At 68.5% G+C, this 18,212-nt stretch carries 20 protein-coding genes; 12 read left to right on the forward strand and 8 right to left on the reverse strand.

From position 1 onward, the window contains the following. Positions 1-133: 133 nt before the first annotated feature. Positions 134-1,231: a S1 family peptidase gene (locus ACFORO_RS23240; RefSeq protein ID WP_377868712.1), complete on the forward strand. Its 1,098-nt coding sequence runs from the start codon at positions 134-136 to the stop codon at positions 1,229-1,231. 42 nt (positions 1,232-1,273) lie between these two features. On the opposite strand, the gene ACFORO_RS23245 is transcribed toward ACFORO_RS23240, so the two are convergent. The 3 genes from ACFORO_RS23245 to ACFORO_RS23255 all read right to left on the reverse strand — a co-directional run bounded on the left by ACFORO_RS23245 (position 1,274) and on the right by ACFORO_RS23255 (position 3,158). Then, positions 1,274-1,906: a DUF4232 domain-containing protein gene (locus ACFORO_RS23245; RefSeq protein ID WP_377868713.1), complete on the reverse strand. Its 633-nt coding sequence runs from the start codon at positions 1,904-1,906 to the stop codon at positions 1,274-1,276. Between the two features lie 208 nt (positions 1,907-2,114). Then, entirely contained in the window at positions 2,115-2,522 is a 408-nt protein-coding gene (locus tag ACFORO_RS23250; RefSeq protein WP_354750869.1) for an SsgA family sporulation/cell division regulator, read from the reverse strand. Positions 2,523-2,687: 165 nt separating this feature from the next. Next, positions 2,688-3,158: an Lrp/AsnC family transcriptional regulator gene (locus ACFORO_RS23255; RefSeq protein WP_344287678.1), complete on the reverse strand. Its 471-nt coding sequence runs from the start codon at positions 3,156-3,158 to the stop codon at positions 2,688-2,690. Between the two features lie 204 nt (positions 3,159-3,362). Between ACFORO_RS23255 and ACFORO_RS23260 the strand changes: the two genes are divergently transcribed. Then, positions 3,363-4,361 carry a beta-ketoacyl-ACP synthase III gene (locus tag ACFORO_RS23260; RefSeq protein ID WP_354750867.1) on the forward strand — a complete coding sequence of 333 codons (999 nt, stop codon included), beginning with the start codon at positions 3,363-3,365 and terminating at the stop codon, positions 4,359-4,361. A gap of 410 nt (positions 4,362-4,771) precedes the next feature. On the opposite strand, the gene ACFORO_RS23265 is transcribed toward ACFORO_RS23260, so the two are convergent. Then, on the reverse strand, positions 4,772-5,962 hold the full coding sequence (locus ACFORO_RS23265; RefSeq protein ID WP_377868714.1) for an FAD-dependent monooxygenase: 1,191 nt from the start codon (positions 5,960-5,962) through the stop codon (positions 4,772-4,774). Between the two features lie 74 nt (positions 5,963-6,036). Here ACFORO_RS23265 and ACFORO_RS23270 point away from each other — a divergent pair, with 74 nt between their 5' ends. Then, entirely contained in the window at positions 6,037-6,492 is a 456-nt protein-coding gene (locus tag ACFORO_RS23270; RefSeq protein WP_377868715.1) for a MarR family winged helix-turn-helix transcriptional regulator, read from the forward strand. Here the strand turns inward: ACFORO_RS23270 and ACFORO_RS23275 are convergent. Next, complete coding sequence (locus ACFORO_RS23275) at positions 6,489-7,961, reverse strand: adenylate/guanylate cyclase domain-containing protein (protein ID WP_377868789.1); 1,473 nt, start codon at positions 7,959-7,961, stop codon at positions 6,489-6,491. The two genes, ACFORO_RS23270 and ACFORO_RS23275, sit on opposite strands and share 4 nt — an antisense overlap. Positions 7,962-8,050: 89 nt before the next feature. Between ACFORO_RS23275 and ACFORO_RS23280 the strand changes: the two genes are divergently transcribed. Next, positions 8,051-8,539, forward strand: a complete 489-nt coding sequence (locus ACFORO_RS23280; protein ID WP_354739036.1) for an FBP domain-containing protein — start codon at positions 8,051-8,053, stop codon at positions 8,537-8,539. Between the two features lie 5 nt (positions 8,540-8,544). Beyond that, positions 8,545-8,982, forward strand: a complete 438-nt coding sequence (locus ACFORO_RS23285) for an AAA family ATPase (protein WP_377868716.1) — start codon at positions 8,545-8,547, stop codon at positions 8,980-8,982. A gap of 1 nt (position 8,983) precedes the next feature. Here ACFORO_RS23285 and ACFORO_RS23290 read toward each other — a convergent pair whose 3' ends face one another. After that, complete coding sequence (locus tag ACFORO_RS23290; RefSeq protein ID WP_377868717.1) at positions 8,984-9,796, reverse strand: class I SAM-dependent methyltransferase; 813 nt, start codon at positions 9,794-9,796, stop codon at positions 8,984-8,986. Between the two features lie 82 nt (positions 9,797-9,878). On the opposite strand from ACFORO_RS23290, the gene ACFORO_RS23295 reads away from it, so the two are divergent. Beyond that, complete coding sequence (locus ACFORO_RS23295; RefSeq protein WP_377868718.1) at positions 9,879-10,283, forward strand: VOC family protein; 405 nt, start codon at positions 9,879-9,881, stop codon at positions 10,281-10,283. A gap of 1 nt (position 10,284) precedes the next feature. Here the strand turns inward: ACFORO_RS23295 and ACFORO_RS23300 are convergent, their stop codons facing one another. Next, complete coding sequence (locus tag ACFORO_RS23300; protein ID WP_354739058.1) at positions 10,285-10,983, reverse strand: FadR/GntR family transcriptional regulator; 699 nt, start codon at positions 10,981-10,983, stop codon at positions 10,285-10,287. Positions 10,984-11,060: 77 nt separating this feature from the next. Between ACFORO_RS23300 and ACFORO_RS23305 the strand changes: the two genes are divergently transcribed. Continuing rightward, complete coding sequence (locus tag ACFORO_RS23305) at positions 11,061-11,423, forward strand: VOC family protein (RefSeq protein ID WP_377868719.1); 363 nt, start codon at positions 11,061-11,063, stop codon at positions 11,421-11,423. A 649-nt stretch (positions 11,424-12,072) separates the two neighbouring features. After that, positions 12,073-12,834: a sulfite exporter TauE/SafE family protein gene (locus tag ACFORO_RS23310; RefSeq protein WP_377868720.1), complete on the forward strand. Its 762-nt coding sequence runs from the start codon at positions 12,073-12,075 to the stop codon at positions 12,832-12,834. On the opposite strand, the gene hisC is transcribed toward ACFORO_RS23310, so the two are convergent. Continuing rightward, positions 12,827-13,885, reverse strand: coding sequence for a histidinol-phosphate transaminase (hisC, locus tag ACFORO_RS23315; protein WP_377868721.1), 1,059 nt, complete (start codon positions 13,883-13,885; stop codon positions 12,827-12,829). The two genes, ACFORO_RS23310 and hisC, sit on opposite strands and share 8 nt — an antisense overlap. Before the next feature lie 104 nt (positions 13,886-13,989). Here hisC and ACFORO_RS23320 point away from each other — a divergent pair, with 104 nt between their 5' ends. The 4 genes from ACFORO_RS23320 (at position 13,990) to ACFORO_RS23335 (ending at position 18,194) form a co-directional block, all read left to right on the forward strand. Then, a complete protein-coding gene (locus ACFORO_RS23320) occupies positions 13,990-14,622 on the forward strand; it encodes a dienelactone hydrolase family protein (RefSeq protein WP_354739023.1) in 633 nt (210 codons plus the stop codon). A gap of 85 nt (positions 14,623-14,707) precedes the next feature. Beyond that, positions 14,708-15,598: a quinone oxidoreductase family protein gene (locus tag ACFORO_RS23325; protein ID WP_377868722.1), complete on the forward strand. Its 891-nt coding sequence runs from the start codon at positions 14,708-14,710 to the stop codon at positions 15,596-15,598. An 11-nt stretch (positions 15,599-15,609) separates the two neighbouring features. Next, positions 15,610-16,218, forward strand: a complete 609-nt coding sequence (locus tag ACFORO_RS23330) for a TetR/AcrR family transcriptional regulator (RefSeq protein WP_377868723.1) — start codon at positions 15,610-15,612, stop codon at positions 16,216-16,218. Beyond that, positions 16,215-18,194, forward strand: a complete 1,980-nt coding sequence (locus ACFORO_RS23335; RefSeq protein WP_377868724.1) for an acetoacetate--CoA ligase — start codon at positions 16,215-16,217, stop codon at positions 18,192-18,194. Before ACFORO_RS23330 ends, ACFORO_RS23335 begins: the two co-directional genes overlap by 4 nt. Positions 18,195-18,212: the final 18 nt, after the last annotated feature.

Raw genomic sequence — 18,212 nt, forward strand, 5'->3', positions numbered from 1 at the left:
CGAACGCTCGGTAGTCGCGCAAGTCCCTACTTAAGGATTGCTCCGCTACCTATTCTCGCGGCCACTTATTGCAGTGGATTGGACCACCGCCGCACCCTTCGAGGCCGGGGGGAACCGAACGCGAGGGAGAAGCATGAAAGCCATCAGATTCCTCGGTGCCGCAACCGCTGCCGCTGCGGTGACGGCGATCTTCGCCGGTGTCCCGGCCGCGAGCGCCGCCCCGCTCAACCCCGACATGGTCCCGGCGATGCAGCGCGACCTCGGCCTCACCCACGGCCAGGCACTCGCCCGGCTCGCGAACGAGGAGGCCGCGACCAAGGTCGGCGCGGCTCTGGAGAAGGCTCTCGGCGAGCGTTTCAGCGGCACGAGCTTCAACGCGGCGACCGGCAAGGCCGTGGTCGCGGTGACCGATGCGGCGCTCGTCGGCCAGGTACGCGCGGCAGGCGCCGAGGCACAGGTCGTCCGGTTCAGCGCCCGGCAGCTCGACTCGACCGTGCAGAAGCTCAACGCTCAGGAGCAGGCCGCGCCGAAGTCGGTCACCGGCTGGGGCATCGACACCGCGAGCAACCGGATCAGCCTGACTGTCCTCAAGGGACAGCGCGGCGCGGCGGAGCAGTTCGTCCGCCAGTCCGGTGTGGACACTGCGGCGGTGAGCGTGACTGAGACCTCGGCGGTGCCGAAGGCGCACTACAACGTGCTCGGCGGGGACGCGTACTACATCGGCGGTTCGTCCCGCTGCTCCGTCGGATTCTCGGTGAGCGGCGGCTTCCTGACCGCCGGCCACTGCGCGGCTCTCACCGGCGGCGGCGCGCTGACCGGGGCCAATCGGGTCGCGATGGGGCAGTTCTCCACCTACCGCTTCCCCGGCGCGGACTACGCGACCGCCCGGGTCAACAGCAACTGGACCCCGGTCGGCCAGATCAACAACGGCACCCGCGTCGCCGGTTCCACCGAGGCCGCGGTCGGCGCTTCGGTCTGCAAGTCCGGTTCCACCACTGGCTGGACCTGCGGCACGATCCGCGCCAAGAACCAGACCGTGCGCTACCAGGAGGGCACCGTGACCGGCATGGTGCTCACCAACGCCCGGTCCGACCACGGCGACTCCGGCGGTTCGTTCATCAGCGGAAACCAGGCGCAGGGCATGGTTTCCGGCGGCGACACCGTCAACAGCTACTACTACCCGGTGAACGTCGCGCTGTCCGCGACCGGCACGACGCTCGTCCGGGGCTGACGTCCGAAAGGGGAGTGCCCGCGCGGGGCACTCCCCGCTGCGTCAGGACGGGTCGGCGGTGATTCCGTCGACCCAGGTGCCCGGGTGCGTCGCGCCGTCCTGGCGGGTGATGGCGATGTTCGAGGGCCACGCCGCCTTGAGCGCCTTGGTCTGGCCCGGCGGGATCGTGCTGAGGCTCTGCGCGGTCCAGGCCGGGGATTCCGCCGGGGGGTTCGGGTCGGACGGGAGCACGGTGATCTTCGCGGTCGCCGTGCGTCCCGGGGCGAGGATGTTGTGCGCCGGGCCGTTTTCCCGCCGCAGCAGCGAGTCGACCGGTCCGTAGACGGGGTGCTCCGGTCCGTGCAGGTCGACCCCGGGAGTCCCGTGCAGGTCACAGGCGCGAGACGAAGTGTTCTTGAACGTCAGCGGGAGCTCGAGCTGGCTGCCGGCCGGTTTCGCCGCGCCCAGCGACACGGACAGGTCGTCGGTGGTGCACCGCGACGTCGGCGCGTCCGGCTTCTTCTCCTTGGCGGTGCTCGCCGGAGCGCTGGACTCCGCGGCGGGGGAGGCGGGAGCGGCGGGCGAGGAAGCCGCCGGCGCGGCGGAATTCGCCGGGGAACCGCAGGCCGCGAGGGCGAAGGCGCTCGCGAGGACTGCCGAGCCGACGGCAGCTCGGGTGAGCTTGGTGAGAGACATCCGGGGTTTCTCCTAGGGTGACCGCGCGCCCGCGTGCTTCGCGGGCATCCGGTTGATGCCCAAGATCACGAGGACTATGCGCCGGTCTTTCCGGACGCCACTGTGTTCTGGCTTACGGTGGGTCCAAATGCGACAAAGGCGGCTCGAGTGCCTCCAGCGCACTCGAACCGCCCCTGTCCTCATTGCCGCGGGATCGGCAGGTCTTTTCTCACACGTTGCTGATCTCCTCGATCAGCCCGTCGATGTCGAAGTGCTCGCTCTCGGCTCCGAGCGGCACCAGCTCGTAAGAAGATTCGAGGAACGCCTCGAGGTCGGCGCGCTCCAGCTCGAACGACGCGTAGCCGTCCGGCGACTCGATTTCCAGCGTCAGCAAGGCTTCGTCCTCGGACAGGTCCGGCCGGATCCGCACGTCGCCGATCCCGGTCGGCTCGTCCAGCCCGGTCACGAGCAGTTCGCGGGCGAACGTCCACTCGATCCACCGGCCGCGCTCGGTCCGGAACGCCACGGTGACCGCGTAAGGCTCCGACACGTGGAAGGAGAGGCGGGACAGCACCGGCGTAGTGCTCTCGTTCAGCAGTACGAACTGGGTCTGGTGTACGGCGTCGGTGGTGTGCACGGCTGCTCCTGGAGTCCTCCGGTCGTTCGCGCCTCGCGAACTGGTCGGCAGGGAGATGATCGACTCGGGGGCACATGACGTCGTTCGGCCGACGTTCACGCGATCGGTTGCATCAGGACGGATGCACGTAACGCCGGACACAGAACCCTTGCGTTTCCGCCCAGGTCAGGAAAGCGGCAGCGTGAGGCCTACTTTGACCCGGTCCATCGCGACGCTCGTGGTGAAGTGCCGGACGTTGGGGTTGTCGAAGAACGTGCGCCGGGCGAACGTCTCGAACGCCGCCATGTCCGGGCAGGTGACCACGAGGACGAAGTCCGCGGTGCCGGTGACGTAGTAGCACTGCTGGACGCAGTCGTCGGCGAGGACCTGGGCGCGGAAGCCGTCGAGCACCGCCATGCTCTCGCGCTCCATCTCGACCATGACGACGAACGTCATGTCCAGCCCGAGCGCGGCCGGGGACAGCACCGCGATCTCCTTCTCGATCACTCCGGCTTCGCGCAGCCGTTTGATCCGCCGTTGCACGGCCGCGGCGGACAGGCCGACTTTGGACCCGATGACCTCGGCGATCGTGCGGGCGTCGTTCTGCAGGCAGGAGAGGATGGCGAGGTCAAGCTGGTCCAGGTCGGGAGTGCGCACACTTCAGGCTAACCGGGCGCACCGACAAAAAGCCTCGCAATTACCACGCCGGTGAACCGCCGGTCGCAATACCTCCTATCGAGCGAATGTGGAAGAGGTCTCTTAGTGACGTGGAACACAACTGACCGGTCTACCCAGGGGTAGGCCATACAAGGGGAGGCAACCGGCGACGTCCGCCAACAAGCCGGTCTGGGAGGTTCCGCCATGAGCGCTGTCCGGTCGCGCCACCGTGCCGCCGTCGTCGCCGGAATCGGCGGCGCGCTGCCCGAACAGGTCGTGACGAACCACGAGATCGCGGCCCGGCTGGACACCACCGACGAGTGGATCCGCACCCGCACCGGGATCAGCGAGCGCCGCCGGGTCGCCCCCGGCCAGTCCACAGTGGACCTCGCCGAGGAGGCGGGCCGGGCGGCGCTCGGCCCGGACGGGCGCGCGGACGCCGTCGTGCTCGCCACCTCCACCGCCGACCAGCTGTGCCCGGCCACCGCGCCGCAGGTAGCGGCCCGGCTCGGCCTCGGCACGGTGCTGGCGCTCGACGTCAACGCGGTGTGCAGCGGCTTCATCTACGCGCTCGCCACCGCCGCCGGGTTCATCGCGGGCGGGATCGCCGAGCGGGTGCTGGTGATCGGCGCGGACGTCTTCACCTCGCTGGTCGACCCGGACGACCGCACCACGGTGCCGATCTTCGGCGACGGCGGCGGCGCGATCCTGCTGCGCGCGGGCGACCCCGGCGAACGCGGCGCGCTGGGCCCGTTCGACCTGCACAGCGAGGGCGAACTGGCCAAGCTGCTGTGGGTCGAGGCGGGCGGTGCGGCGCAGCGCGTGCCGGCGGACCCGAAGGACCGGTACCTGGTCATGCAGGGCACGGCCGTGTTCCGGCAGGCGTGCGCGCGGATGGCGGAATCCTCGCGCGCGGTGCTGGAACAGGCGGGCTGGATGGTCGGCGACGTCGACCGGTTCGTCGGGCACCAGGCCAACATCCGCATCCTGCAGGCGACCGCGAAGCAGCTCGGCATGCCCGCGGACGCGGTGGTGTCGAACATCGACCGGGTCGGCAACACCAGCGCGGCGTCGATCCCGCTGGCGCTCGCGGACGCGGTCGCCGACGGGACGCTGACGCCGGGGCACAAGGTGCTGCTGACGGCGTTCGGGGCCGGGCTGACCTGGGGTTCGACGGTGTTGACCTGGCCTGAACTGTCGTGAGTGCCTACCCCGGTCAGCGCGGACGCCGTGCTGGCTGCCTGGGGCGCAGGGTCCTTGCCGCCGATGGGCCCGGCGCGCGATACCAACGTCCGTGAAGGGCTCCTTGAAGGAATCAGATTCCCTCAAGGAGCCCTTCACGGACGTTGACCAGGAGCGCGAAGCCGTCTGGTCCCGGCCGATGCTTCGCACCGCTCTGGCGGGCATCGCGACAGCGCTCCCGGCGCACACCTCGCTACGGAGAAAACCCCAATGTGGCATTGGGTGCGTGGGATGCACCCAATGTGGCGTTCGGTGCGTTGAGCGCACCCAATGCCACATTGGGGTGCGCAAGACCGAGCAACCCGAACCCGCAGGGCGCCACAGCCTCGTGAGCGTTTACGCCGGTTAGAACCGCGATGAACACTCACGAGCTACGCGTACTCCGGCAGCGCGATCGCCTCCGAGCGAGGCTTCCCGAACCTCCCCGCCACCTTGCCCAGCCGCCGCGCCAGCGGGGTGCTCGCCATCCGCAGCGCGGCGTGGATCGCGGTCCGATGCGCCTGCGCCCGCGGCATCGTCACCTGCGGTGCGCCGGGGAAAAGCCGCTGCGCCTCGGTGACCAACGGCCGCATCCGGCGCTCGTACTCGCCGAACGCGGCGCGTGGGTCTTCGTTCGCCGTGAGTTCTCCGGCCAGGATGTACGCGCCGGTGAGGGCGAGCGTCGTGCCCATGCCGCTGACCGGCGAAGCGCAATAAGCCGCGTCGCCCAGCAACACGACCCGGCCTTGGTGCCACGTCGGCAGTTTCGCCTGGCCGACGTCCTCCAGGTACAGCGAGCCGTTGTCCATTTCGGCCAGAACGCGCGGCCCCTCCCAACCGACGTCGGAGTACGTCTTGCGCAGCACGGACACCGTGTCTTCGGGCGTGAGCCGGTCCAGGCCGCGGACGTCGGACAGGAAGAACAGCCCGGCGCGCATCGTGCCGACGTTGTCCGGGCGCAGGAACAACATCCGCCCGCGGCCGCAGAACATCGAGCGCCACCAAGCGTTATCGGTGGAAATACGGGGGAGCGCGAGGTGCGCGGTGTAGAGCCCGAGTTCATGCGGACGCACGTCCGGCATCAGCATCGCGCGGGTGCGGGAACGCAGGCCTTCGGCGATGACCACGGCGTCGAAGCGCTGGGTTCGGCCGCTCTGGAAATCGACGTCCACGCCGGTGCCGTCGTCGTGCAGGGCCTGGATCTGGTCGCCGAATCGATACGTCGTCTCGCCGGATGACTGCTCGTACAGCAGTCTCGACAGCTGGCCACGCAGGATTTCGATCTCCGCGGTTCCGCCTCCGGAGTCGCCTTCTCCGGCGCGGAACTCGGCGACGACGTGTCCGTTTTCGTCCACGAACTGCGTGCCGACCTCGCCGGTGTGCGCGGCGCGGACGGCTTCTTCCAGCCCCATCTTGCGCAGCACCTGGCGGCCGACGCCCCGGATGTCGACGTTCTGGCCCTCCTCGCGCAACTGGTCGAACCGTTCGACGACGGTGACGTCCCAGCCGGACTGGGCGAGCCGGGAAGCGAGCGCGGGGCCGGCGATGCTGGCTCCGGAGATGAGAAGACTGCGACGGGTCATGATTCCCCTCCTTGCCGTTGCTCAAGTACCTAGTTAATCTATCTACTAGTTTCTCTACTGACAAGGAGGGTCGCGTGGACGAGAACCAGGCAGCGCTCGAAAACGTGAACGCGACGACCTTCGCGGTGCGGGACGTCATCGAAGCCAGCCGCGACCTGATGGCGCGGATGGCGAAGAGCGTCGGGATGAACGCGAACGACCTCACCGCGATCGCGCTCCTCAACCACTACGGGCCGATGGGGCCGGTGGAATTGGGTCGCCGCCTCGGGATCAGCGGCCCGTCGGCGACGACGCTGGTGGACCGGATGGAAGCGGCCGGTTACCTCGCGCGCGTTCGCAGCGACACGGATCGGCGGCGGGTGGCGGTCACGGTCACCGATTCCGCTCGGGAGATCGCGGCGGCGGTGTGGTGGCCGGCGATCGAGAAGCTGGACGCGGTGTCGCGGACGCTCAGCGAGTCGGAAAACGCTGTGGTGCGGGACTTTCTCGCCCGGATTACTGAGGCGATGAACGAGGGGCGGGAGTACTAGGTCGTCCAGGTCCGGGTCTCGCGGTGGCGGCCGCGGAGGTGGAGTTCGCCGTGCAACCGCCAGTGTTCCCGTTCACCGCCGAGCGCGGCCTTCACTGTCGTTTCGCTGGCGAGCACCCGCGACGGCGCGGCTTTCGCGTGTTCGGTGAGCCGCGCGGCTTCGTTCACCGCGTCGCCGATCACGGTGTACTCCAGGCGGCTCGACGCGCCAAGCTGCCCGGCGAACACCTGCCCGGTCGCGACACCGATGCCCAGGTCAAGCTCGCCTTCCGACACCACCGCGTCGCGGATCGCGCGGGCCGCGGCGAGCGCCATCGTCGGGCCGTCGGACAGCCGGGTCGGCGCGCCGAAAACGCACAGCGCGGCGTCGCCCTGGAACTTGTTGACCAGCCCGCCGCGAGCGTCCACCGCGGACACCACACTCGCGAAAAACCGGTTCAGTTTCTCGACCAATTCCTGCGGCGGAGTGCGCGACGCGAGCGCTGTCGAGTCGACGACGTCCACGAACAGCGCGGTGACCTCGCGGACGTCGCCGGAGAGCGAAGCGCCGTATTCGAGCGCGTGCCGGGCGACGTCGGTGCCGACGTGGCGGCCGAAAAGGTCGCGCATCCGGTCCTGTTCGCGCAGACCGGCGGCGAGGTCGTTGACCGACGTCTGCAGCATCCCGATCTCGCTGGAATCGTCCACGTCGACGCGCACGTCCGTGCGTCCGCGCGCGATCCCGTCCAGCGCGATCCGCAGCCGGTGCAGCGGCGCGGCGACGGCGCGGGACAGGAGCGCGGTGCCGATCGCGCCGGTCGTCAGGCCGGTCACGGACAGCACGATCAGGCTCGCCGTCGGGTTGCCGTGGCGGCCGAGATCGGGCGGCGTGGTCACCAGCAGCACGCCGATCAGCGGTACGCCGCTGGCCAGCACCCAGGTGACGACTAGCCGCGTCAGCACGGTGACCGGCAGCGTTCCGCGCGGCGGCAGCACGTCGAGCGCCATCGTCATCACCGGCCGCGCGACCCATTCCGCGGCCAGATAGGTGAGCCCGACCGTGGTCAGCCCGCCGAGTCCGATGGTGAGCGCGATGCCCGCCGCGTCGCCGATCGAGCCGAGGACCCCAGCCAGGATGCCGAGCGCAAGCGCGCCGATCAGCCAGAGCGTGCCGCTCACCACGGCCATGTCGAAGGGCAGCCGCAGTGCCCGTTTGGCCTCGTCCGCGGTCGGCGGGCGGCCGATCGTGAACCACACCACGGTGCGGCGTTGCAGGTAGGCGGTCCAGAGCGTGCCGACGACCAGTGCCAGTGCGACCACTCCCGCCGCGGTGACGCCGAGCACCCAGCCGCGGTCGTCGACGTCCTCCGGCAACCCCTGCAGGAGCAGCAGCAACGCGACGACTCCGGCGCCGGCGACACTCGATCCGACGCCGAGCGCGGCGAAGCCCAGACTGGTGCGCAGAACCAGCCGGAACCTCCCCGCGATCATCGTGCGCACCAGCAGATCGTATGGGGTGGCGGGTCCGGGAGCGAAAAAAGCCGTCGCCGTCGCGGTGCGGCGGTGGTTAGCGTGGTCGCATGCAACCGCTCGACCCCGCCGAGATCCGCGCCTCGTTCGTCAACTGTTCCCGCGGGGAAGCCAAGTCCGTCACGCTCCCGGCGGACATTCCGTGGGAGAAGCGCGACTTCCTTGGCTGGCGCGACGTGAAGGCCCCCGGCCGGGCGTACCTCGTCGTGTCGCACGGCGACGAGGTGATCGGCCTGTCGCTGCGCGCCGCGCCGCCGCCGAAATCGCGGCTGCGCAGCAACATGTGCGCGTTCTGCTCCACGACGCATCCGCTGGCCGACATCACGCTGTTCACCGCCCGGCTGGCCGGAAAACCCGGTCGCGACGGCAATACGGTGGGCACATATTTGTGCTCTGACCTGGCGTGCAGCGCGTATCTCCGTGGCGAGCTCCGGCCTGCGGTGCCGCAGCCGAAGGAGACGCTCTCGGAGGAGGAACGCGTCGAGCGGATGAGCGAGAAAGTCGGCCGGTTCGTGGCGCGGGTGCTGGAAACCCGGTAGCCGCCGTGCGAGTGCTGGTGACCGGGATGTCCGGAGTGGGCAAAAGCAGCCTGCTCGCCGAACTTTCCCGGCGCGGCTATCGCACAGTCGACACGGATTATGGCGGCTACACCGGCGAAGACGGGCTCTGGCGCGAAGACCGGATCGCCGCGTTGTTGTCGACGCCGGGGCCGCTGTTCGTGTCCGGCACGGTCTCGAACCAAGCGCGGTTCTATCCGCGGTTCACGGATGTCGTGTTGCTCAGCGCGCCGCGCGAGGTGCTGATCGAGCGGTTGACGACGCGAAGCGGCAATCCTTATGGGAAACATCCGGACGAACTGGCCGAGACGTTGGGGTATCTGGACGAGGTGGAGCCGCTGCTGCGTTCGTCGGCGACGTTCGAGGTGGTGACGACTGTGTCGGTGGCCGAGGTCGCCGATGTGGTGTTGCGCCAGGTCGGTTAGTTCAGAAATCCCACTCCGCGATGCGGCCCATCTTGCGGATCATCGGGAACAGCGCCGACGCGCGCAACGCCAGCCGGGACGCCGTCGGGATCTTCGCCAGCGCGTCGTCGGTCGCCCAGTCTGTCGCGTCCAAACAGGACACCATGCGGAGGCCGTAGCGCTCCAGTTCGTGCGGATCGTCGATGCCCCAATGCAAAGTCGCGCCCGCGCGGCGGACCACCGGGTTGATCGCCTGCGCCTTGATGCCGAGCGAGCTGAAGAAATCGACCACGATCCGGCCGGAGCGGAACTTGCCGACGAGCCTGCGGACCAGTTCGGTGCCGGACTCCGCGGTGAGGTACATGGTGAGCCCTTCGGCCACGATCAGCGCCTCGCGGTCGCCGGGAACCTGGTCGAGCCAGCCGAAATCGGTGACTGAGGAGCCGATCATCGTGTATCCCGGCCGCTCCGGGTAAATCCGGCCGCGGACGTCGACGACCTCGGGATAGTCCACGTCGAACCACTCGACCGACGGCGGCGGATCGAGCCGGTACACGCGAGTGTCCATCCCGCAGCCGAGGTGCACGACGACCGCGTCGGGGTGTTCGGCGAGCCATTTGCCCGCCATCTCGTCGATCGCGCGTGCCCGGATCGCGACCGAGACGGCGGCGTTCTCGTTGACGCCGAGCTTGCGGAAGTCGTAGTCGATCTTTTTGACCGCTTCGTCGGCCGCGGTGTCGCCGAGAATCGGGTCCTTTCGGCGAGCGTCGAGCGCACGGGCGTACAGCGTGCCGAGGTTGGTCGCTTTCTCCTCGGTGAAGTGCACTTTCTCCACGGTCGGCCCCCTTGATGTCACAGTCTTCATAAACTTGTGAAGACTGTAGCGCTGATTGACGGGCGCGGCATCATCCTTACGCATGGCGAAGCGTCTGCAGATAGCGATCGATTGTGCGGAACCGGAACGGCTGGCGGACTTCTGGGCTGAGGCGCTGGGATATGCGGTCGAAACGCCGCCAGCCGGGGCGTCGACCTGGGCCGAGTTCTCGCGCTCGGTCGAGGGCGGCGCGGAGGCATGGTGCGCGATCGTCGACCCGGCTGGGCTCGGCCCGCGATTGCTGTTTCACCGGGTGCCTGAGCCGAAACGCGGCAAGAACCGGCTGCACCTGGACGTGCGCGGCAGCTCGGCGGAGCGGGCCGTGGTCGAGGCCGAGGCAGCCAGGTTGGTCGAGCGCGGTGCCGTGCACTTGCGCACGATCGAAGACGAGAGCGGCTGCTTCGCCGTGCTTCAAGATCCGGAAGGCAATGAGTTCTGCGTGTGCTGATTCAGGAAGACGCGTAGTCGTGGGCGTAGGTTTTCGCGTCCAGCAAGTGCTTCAGCGTGATCTCGCGGGCGGCTGCGGCGTCTGAACGGCTGATGGCGTCGAGGATCGCGCGATGCTCGGCCACGGCCTTGCGGATCTGCCCAGGCAGCCGAAGCGCGGCCCGGCGTTCCTCGCCGACCAGGGCGAGCACCGAACGGAGCAGGTCAGCCACGTCGTCGCTGCCCGCGTTGCCGGCGATCACCCGGTGGAACTCGGCGTCGGTCGCGATGACGCGCAACATGTCGCCGTTCGCCGCAGCCTCCTCCATCTCCGCGACGTTGTCCGCGAGCCGCTGCACCACGCGCGGCGTGTGCTGCCGCGCGAGCCGCTCGGCCAGCGTCGGCTCGACGGTCGCGCGCAGGTCGAACAGCTTCTCCACGAGCTGCTCGTGCTCGGAAAACCAGCTGCTCAACGGGCTTTCTTCAGTGCCCTGCTCGCGGACGTAGGTGCCGGACCCCGCGCGGATCTGGACGTAACCGATCGAATCCAGGACGCGCAACGCCTGCCGCAACGACCCGCGGCTGATGCCGAGCTGCTCGCAGAGCGCGCGTTCCGCGGGCAGGCGCGAGCCCGGCGGAAGCTCGCCCGAGTCGATCATCGCGCGCAGATGGTCGACCGTGGCGCTCCAGACCTGGTCGGTTTCGTGTGCCACGCCGCCCATCCTGGCAGGTGGCGCCCCGAGCCGCGCGAAATTGTCGGTGGCGGGTGTCACCATCGTTGAGAGGTTGGGGAGGGATCATGGCCGCGAAGTTCAAAGACCTGGCGCTGGACGCTCTTGATCATCAAGCATTGGCGGACTGGTGGTGCTCGGCGCTGGGGTACGTCCGCCGAAGCCCGCCCGGTGAACGCTCGCCGGAGTGGCCGGTCGCGATCGTCGACCCTGCTGGCGAGGGACCGCTGATCTGGCTGAACCCGGTGCCGGAACGTAAGACAGTGAAGAACCGGATGCACCTGGACGTGTGGGGAGATCCGGCCGAGTTGAGCGCGGCCGGGGCACGGATGGTGGCGGAGCGGGGAGGGGAGCGGGAGTGGCAGGTGATGGCTGATCCGGAGGGGAATGAGTTTTGCGTTTTTGACTCGCCTGACGGCCGCCGGGTTTAGAAGGATCTACCGGCGGTAGTAGGAGTCCGCCTAGCGGCAGCTGGACTGCCCGTCTTAGCGGGCGGGAGCGAGAAACGGACATACCCAGTCTTGGTGTACATCACTTTCTAAGGCCGCCCTTATGGCACTATCTGCCGGGTGGTCAGAAGGATGAAGAGCGAAGGCTTTCGACGACTCATGTCCGCGGTCATCGCGGCCGTCGGCGCTATCGCCGCAGCGTCGGCTGGCTTCCATGAGAGGCCCAATCTCTTCCAGCTTCTCAGCACCTTGCTCGCAGCGTGCCTAGCAGCGCAGCTTTCGCACGGCGCTGATATTAAAAAAAGTCTCATGGCTTGACTTTTCCGGTGGGACAAGCGTGTCGAGTTGACACGTCGCACGCGGTTGGACTCATGGCCTGGCCACGTGCGTCAGCACGGCTGAAGAACCCTAAGCGGCGATCACACCTCAGCACTTGCGGAGGGGAACGAGTTTTGCGTTTTGAGCGGTGAGGCCGGGCGAAGCGCTAGCCACGCGGGCATGCTGTGAGCCCCCCAGCGCGCCCTCCGTTCACTCCCCAGCCCGCCCCCGACGGTTCCTTCGAGTGTCTGACCGGACACATCGCGTCGCAGAGCACCGAGGCTCCTGCTTAGGGTCAGCGGGTGATCGCTTTATGACCTGGTGGCATGCCGTCGTCATCTTCGTTGCCGGGATGTGGGCCGGGACCATCAACACCGTCGTCGGGTCCGGGACGCTGGTGACCTTTCCGGTGCTCGTCGCGCTGGGGTATCCGCCGGTGACCGCGACGACCTCGAACGCGGTCGGGCTCGCGCCGGGCACGGTCAGCGGTGCCTACGGTTACCGGCACGAGCTCGTCGGGTACTGGCCGCAGGTGGTGCGGTTCGCGGTCGCCTCGTTTTTCGGGGCGATCGGCGGCACCATCCTTCTCCTGACGCTGCCCAAGGACGCCTTCGAGAAGATCGTGCCGGTGCTCGTCGGGCTGGCCGTCGTGCTCGTGATCGTTCAGCCGAAGGTCTCGAAGTGGGTGCAGAAGCGCCGCGAGGCCAACGGGCGCGAGCATCACGCCGGGCCGTTGTTGTTCGGGCTGCTCTTCGTCATCGGCATCTACGGCGGCTACTTCACCGCCGCGCAGGGCGTGATGATGATGGCCGTCATGGGCATGCTGCTGTCCGAACCGTTGCAGCGGCTCAATGGCGTCAAGAACGTGCTGTCCGCCGTGGTGAACATCGTCGCGGGCACGATTTACGCGTTCGTCGCCCCGGTGAGCTGGCCGGTGATCGGGCTGCTCGCGCTCGGGTCCACGATCGGCGGGCAGCTCGGGGCCAAGATCGGCCGCAAGCTGCCGCCCACCGTGTTGCGCGGCGTGATCGTTGTGATCGGGCTCGCCGCGGTCGTGCAGCTGATCCTCAAATAGCCTGGAATTCCTTGGCCGCGGCCAGGAACAGGTCGTTCTCCTCCGGCGTCCCGATCGTCACCCGCGCGCCCTCGCCGGGGAACGGGCGCACGATCAGCTTCCGGTCCAGCATGTGCTCCGCGAAAGCCGCGGTGGCATCGCTGAGCGGGAACCACACGAAGTTCGCCTGCGTCGGCGGGATCTCGTAACCCATCTCCACCAACGAGTCCCGCACGCGGGTGCGCTCGGAGATGATTTCCCGGCACCGGGCGAGCAGTTCGTCCTCCGCGTCGAGCGACGCGATCGCGGCCACCTGCGCGATGCTGTTCACCGAGAACGCCACGTACACCTGCTGCAGCGCCTGCGCGATCGGCTCCGGAGCCACCGCGTACCCGACGCGCAGCCCGGCGAGCCCGTACGCCTTCGAGAACGTGCGCAGCACCGCCACATTGCTGTGCGTCCGCGTGAATTCGACGCCGTCCGGCACCTCGGGGTCGGTGACGAATTCCTTGTACGCCTCGTCCAGCACCACGAGCACGTGCGGCGGCACGGCTTCGAGGAACCGCTCGATCTCGTCCCGGTGCAGCACGGTGCCGGTCGGGTTGTTGGGGTTGCAGACGAACACGAGCTTGGTGCGGTCGGTGATCCGCGCCAGCATCGCGTCGAGGTCCAGCCCGTGCTCCGGCGTCAGCGGAACCTTCACGCCCGTCGCGAGCGCCACCTGGACCACGATCGGGTAGGCCTCGAACGACCGCCAGCCGAACAGCACCTCGTCGCCGGGACCGCACAGCGCCTGGATCATCTGCTGGCACAACGAAACCGAGCCGCAGCCGATCGCGAGCCGTTCGGCGGGAACGTCCAGCCGCCGCGAAAGCCGCTCGCGCAAAGCCTGGGATCCGTTGTCCGGGTACCGGTTCACCCCGGTTACCGCAGCCGTGATCGCCGCCTGGACGCTCGGCAGCGGACCGCCGGGCACCTCATTGCTCGCGAGCTTGATGGCCCCTTCGATCGTCCGGCCAGGGACGTACTTCGGCAACGAATCGAGGTCAGGGCGGGGGGCGAGGGACGGCATCGTCGGAACTCCTCGGTTTTCACGGGACGACGGGGTCACCGTATCTCGCCCCGGCGGATCGGGAAAGGTTCCCAATGTTCACCCAGAGGTGATTGCATGAGGCGATGACGTCGACGACCACCGTGGATCACCAGCGTACCGACGGCAGCACACTGCGCCTCACCTTCGCCGAACCCGACGGCGCGCTCCGCGGCGGCCTGGTGGTCCTGCACGAGGGCAACGGGGTCACCGACGGCGTCCTCCTGCTGGTCAAAAGCCTCGCCGGCGAAGGCTGGCTCACCGTCACGCCGCACATCGAGTCCGGCGAACAGCTCACTCAGCGCGATCTCCTCGACGCCACCGACCGCACGCTCGAATGGCTCACCGATCGCGGCGTCGAAGCCGACCTGCGCGGCGTCGTCGGCTTCGATCTCGGCGGCACGGCGGCGCTGGTGGTCGCCTCGCACCGCAAGTTCGGCGCGGCGGTGAGCGTCGGCGGCCAGGCGGTGGCGGAATTGCCGAAGCTGCTGGAAATCGCCGGCCGCGTGACCAGCCCGTGGCTCGGCATGTACGGCGACTCAGGCGACGAAGCGGGCGAGGCTCAGGTGGAGCAGCTGCGCGAGGCCGCGGCGTCGGCGAAAGTCGCGACGAACGTCGTGCGCTATCCGGGCGCGAACCACCGCTTCGACGCCGATCCCAGCGCGGCCGAAGAGGCCTGGCAGCGCACCCTCGACTGGTTCGACGCGCACCTCCGCTGATCTCCGGCAGCACCCTTGACGGGTCGCTGCGTGATCGAATAACGTTCCGATCCGGAACGGAACGTTTTAGCGAGAGGAACTACCCGTGAAAGCGGTGCTCGTCGAACCCCAGCAGCGACTCGTCCTGGCCGAAACACCCGACCCGGCTCCTGGTCCAGGGCAAGCCGTGGTCGAGGTCGAGGCGATCGGCGTGGGCTACGTCGACCTCATGTACCTGCGGAACGGCGCCACTTCGGTGCCCGGCGTCGAGATCGCCGGGCGGACCAAACAGGGCCAGCGGGTGCTGGCGCTGGTCCTTTCCGGCGGCTACGCCGAGCAGGCCGTGGCCGATACCGATCAGCTTTACCCCGTGCCTGAGGGCCTCGACCCATTCGACGCGGTCGCTTTGGGCGTGAACGCGATGGTCGCGGAAGGAGCAGTGCAGCGGACCGCGGTGGCCCGAGGCGAACGGGTGCTCGTCCGCGGCGCGAGCGGCGGGATCGGCGTGCTCGCGACCCAGATCGCCCACGCTCGCGGCGCCGAGGTCACCGCGGTGACCTCCTCGGCAGAGTACGGCGAACGGTTGCGGACCCTCGGCGCCGCGAAAATCGTCGACCGGACCCGCGAGCGTCCCGGGGAGACCTATGACGTCGTCATCGACACCGTGGCCGGTCCGCAGGTCCGCGAGCACCTGGAACTGTTGCGTCCCAACGGCCGCTATGTCCTTTGTGGAGGGACCGCAGGCATTCCGGAGCCGGAAGCCTTCGCGCCGTTGATGAGCAACTTCCACACGTCGCCGACGCTGTTCGCGTTCAGTCTCACCTCGGTGTCGCCGGAAGAACGCCGGAAGTCGTGGGACCGCGTCCTCGCCCTCGTCGCCGACGGTCAGCTTTCCGCGGTGCGCGACCGAACGTTCCCGCTCGGCGAGGCCGCGGCCGCCCTCCAGTACGTGGAGCACGGGAAATCGTTCGGTAAGGTCGTGCTGCTCAACGAATAGCGGGAGAATCCATGGCGCGCCAACGGGACGAGCGGATCGACCACGCCGTGCTGGTCGCGGTGTGCGAACTGGTCCGCGAATCCGGCTATTCGGCGCTGACCATGGAGGCCATCGCCCAGCGCGCGGGCACCACCAAACCCGCCATCCGCCGCCGGTGGAAAAGCCAGAAGCACGTGGTGGTCGCGGCGCTGGCCGAGGCGCGCACCGGGGTCGCGGAGATCGACACCGGCTGCACCCGCTGCGATCTCGTCGGCCACCTCGACGCCCTCCGGATCGGACTGGCCGACCCGGTGTTCGGCCGGGTCCTCCCGGCGCTGACCGTCGATCTGGCGGACGACCCGGAACTGCGGGAAGACTTCCTGACCACGTTCTGGGCCCCGCGCCGGGAGGCCTGCGTCGTGTCCCTGGGCAAGGCGCGGGAGCGCGGGGACCTGCGGCCCGGCCAGGACGTCGACTTGCTGCTGGACCTGTTCGCCGCCCCCGTCGTGTTCCGCGCGCTGTTCGGGCACCGGGAATTGACGCGCGAGTTCGTCCTCGACGTCGTCCGCGCGCTGCTGGCCGGGGTGGGCGCGGTCGAAAAAGGACTTTGCGAGCATCCCGGGGTTAGCATCGGCGGGTGACCGAGAACGCCGCAGTTCCCGAGGTGCTTTGGCGACCCGACCCCAACCGGGTCGCTGACGCGAAGATCGAAGCCTTCCGCCGGTGGCTGCGCGAGGAGCGCGGCGTCGACCTGGCCGATTACGACGACCTGTGGCACTACTCCGTCGAGCGAGTTCCAGAGTTCTGGACCGCGGTGGCGGAGTTCTTCGGCGTGCGCTGGCACGAGCAGCCGCGGGAAGTCTTGTCCGGCGCGATGCCGGACGCGAAATGGTTCGACGGCGGCACGCTCAACTACGCCGAACACTCGCTCAGCCCTGGCGTCGGCGGCGCGACGAAGGCCGACGACGAACTCGCGGTGATCTTCCACCGCGAGGACGGCCTCGCCGAGCAATTCACCTACGGCGACCTCCGCGCGCACGTCGCGGCCGCACGGGCCGCGTTGCGTGCTTTCGGTGTCGGCAAAGGAGATCGTGTCGTCGCGCTCGCGCCGAACTGCCCGCAGACGCTGATCGCTTTCCTCGCCACCGCCAGTCTCGGCGCGATCTGGTCGTCCTGTTCCCCGGACTTCGGGATCCGTGCGATCGCCGACCGGTTCACCCAGATCGAGCCGAAGGTGCTCATCGCGGTGAACGGATACGCCTACAACGGCCGGAAATTCGACATCCGCGACACTGTTCAGCAGCTGCGGGAACAGATTCCGTCGCTGGAAGCCACCGTTTTGGTGAAATACTTAGGAGACGGGACGCTCGACGGCGTCATCGACTGGAACGCGATGCTCGCCGAACACGCGGGCGGCGAACTGGCGTACGAGCCGGTGGAGTTCGCGCATCCGTTGTGGATCCTGTACTCCTCGGGCACGACCGGGCTGCCGAAGGGCATCGTGCAGGGCCACGGCGGCATCGTCGTCGAGCACTTCAAAGCGCTCGGCCTGCAAAGCGGGCTCGAGCCGGGCGACCGGTTCTTCTGGTTCACCACCACCGGCTGGATGATGTGGAACTTCGTCGCCTCCGCGCTTCTCGTCGGAGCGACGATCGTGCTGTACGACGGCAGTCCCGGCCATCCGGACCTGAACGCGTTGTGGCATCTGGCCGAACAGCACCGCGTCACCTACTTCGGCACCTCCGCGCCGTTCATCCAGAGCTGCCTCAAAGCGGGCCTGGCCCCGTCCGAGCGCTACGACCTCAGCGCGCTGCGCGTGGTCGGCTCGACCGGTTCGCCGTTGTCCTCGGAGGGATTCCGCTGGATCGCCGACGCGATCGGCCGGGACGTGCAGATCTGCTCGGTCTCCGGCGGCACCGACCTGTGCGCGGCGATCGTCGCGGCCGCGCCGGACGTGCCGGTGTGGCTCGGCGAACTGTCGTGCCGCGCGCTCGGCGTGGCCGCGGCGGCGTTCGACGACGACGGCGAGCCCGTGGTCGAGGAGGTCGGCGAGCTGGTGATCACCGAGCCGATGCCGTCGATGCCGGTCTCGTTCTGGAACGACCCGGACGGATCCCGGCTGCGCGAGGCGTACTTCGAGACTTATCCGGGTATCTGGAGGCATGGCGACTGGGTCCGGATCACCCGCCGCGGTTCGGCGGTGGTCTACGGCCGCAGCGATTCGACGCTCAACCGCGGCGGCGTCCGGATGGGCACCGCCGAGTTCTACCGGGTCGCGGAAGGATTCGCCAAGGTCGCCGACTCGCTGGTCATCGACACGTCCGCGGCGGGCAACGACGACGGGCAACTGCTGTGTTTCGTAGTACTCACCGCCGGTGCCACGCTCGAAGAAGTGGAGCCTGACCTGCGGAAAGAGCTTCGCAACGCACTGTCGCCACGACACGTACCCGATCGGTTCATGGTCGTTTCCGAGATTCCCCGTACGTTGAACGGTAAGAAGTGCGAAGTACCAGTGAAGCGGATCCTCTCCGGAGTCGCGCCGGAGAGGGCGGTGAGCAGGGACGCGCTGGCCAACCCGGCCGCGCTGGCCCCCTTTGTGGAGCTCGCCGCGCACTGAACGCGCCAACGGGGGGAA

Origin of the sequence: Amycolatopsis halotolerans (assembly GCF_042647905.1) — a bacterium.
GTDB lineage: Bacteria > Actinomycetota > Actinomycetes > Mycobacteriales > Pseudonocardiaceae > Amycolatopsis > Amycolatopsis halotolerans.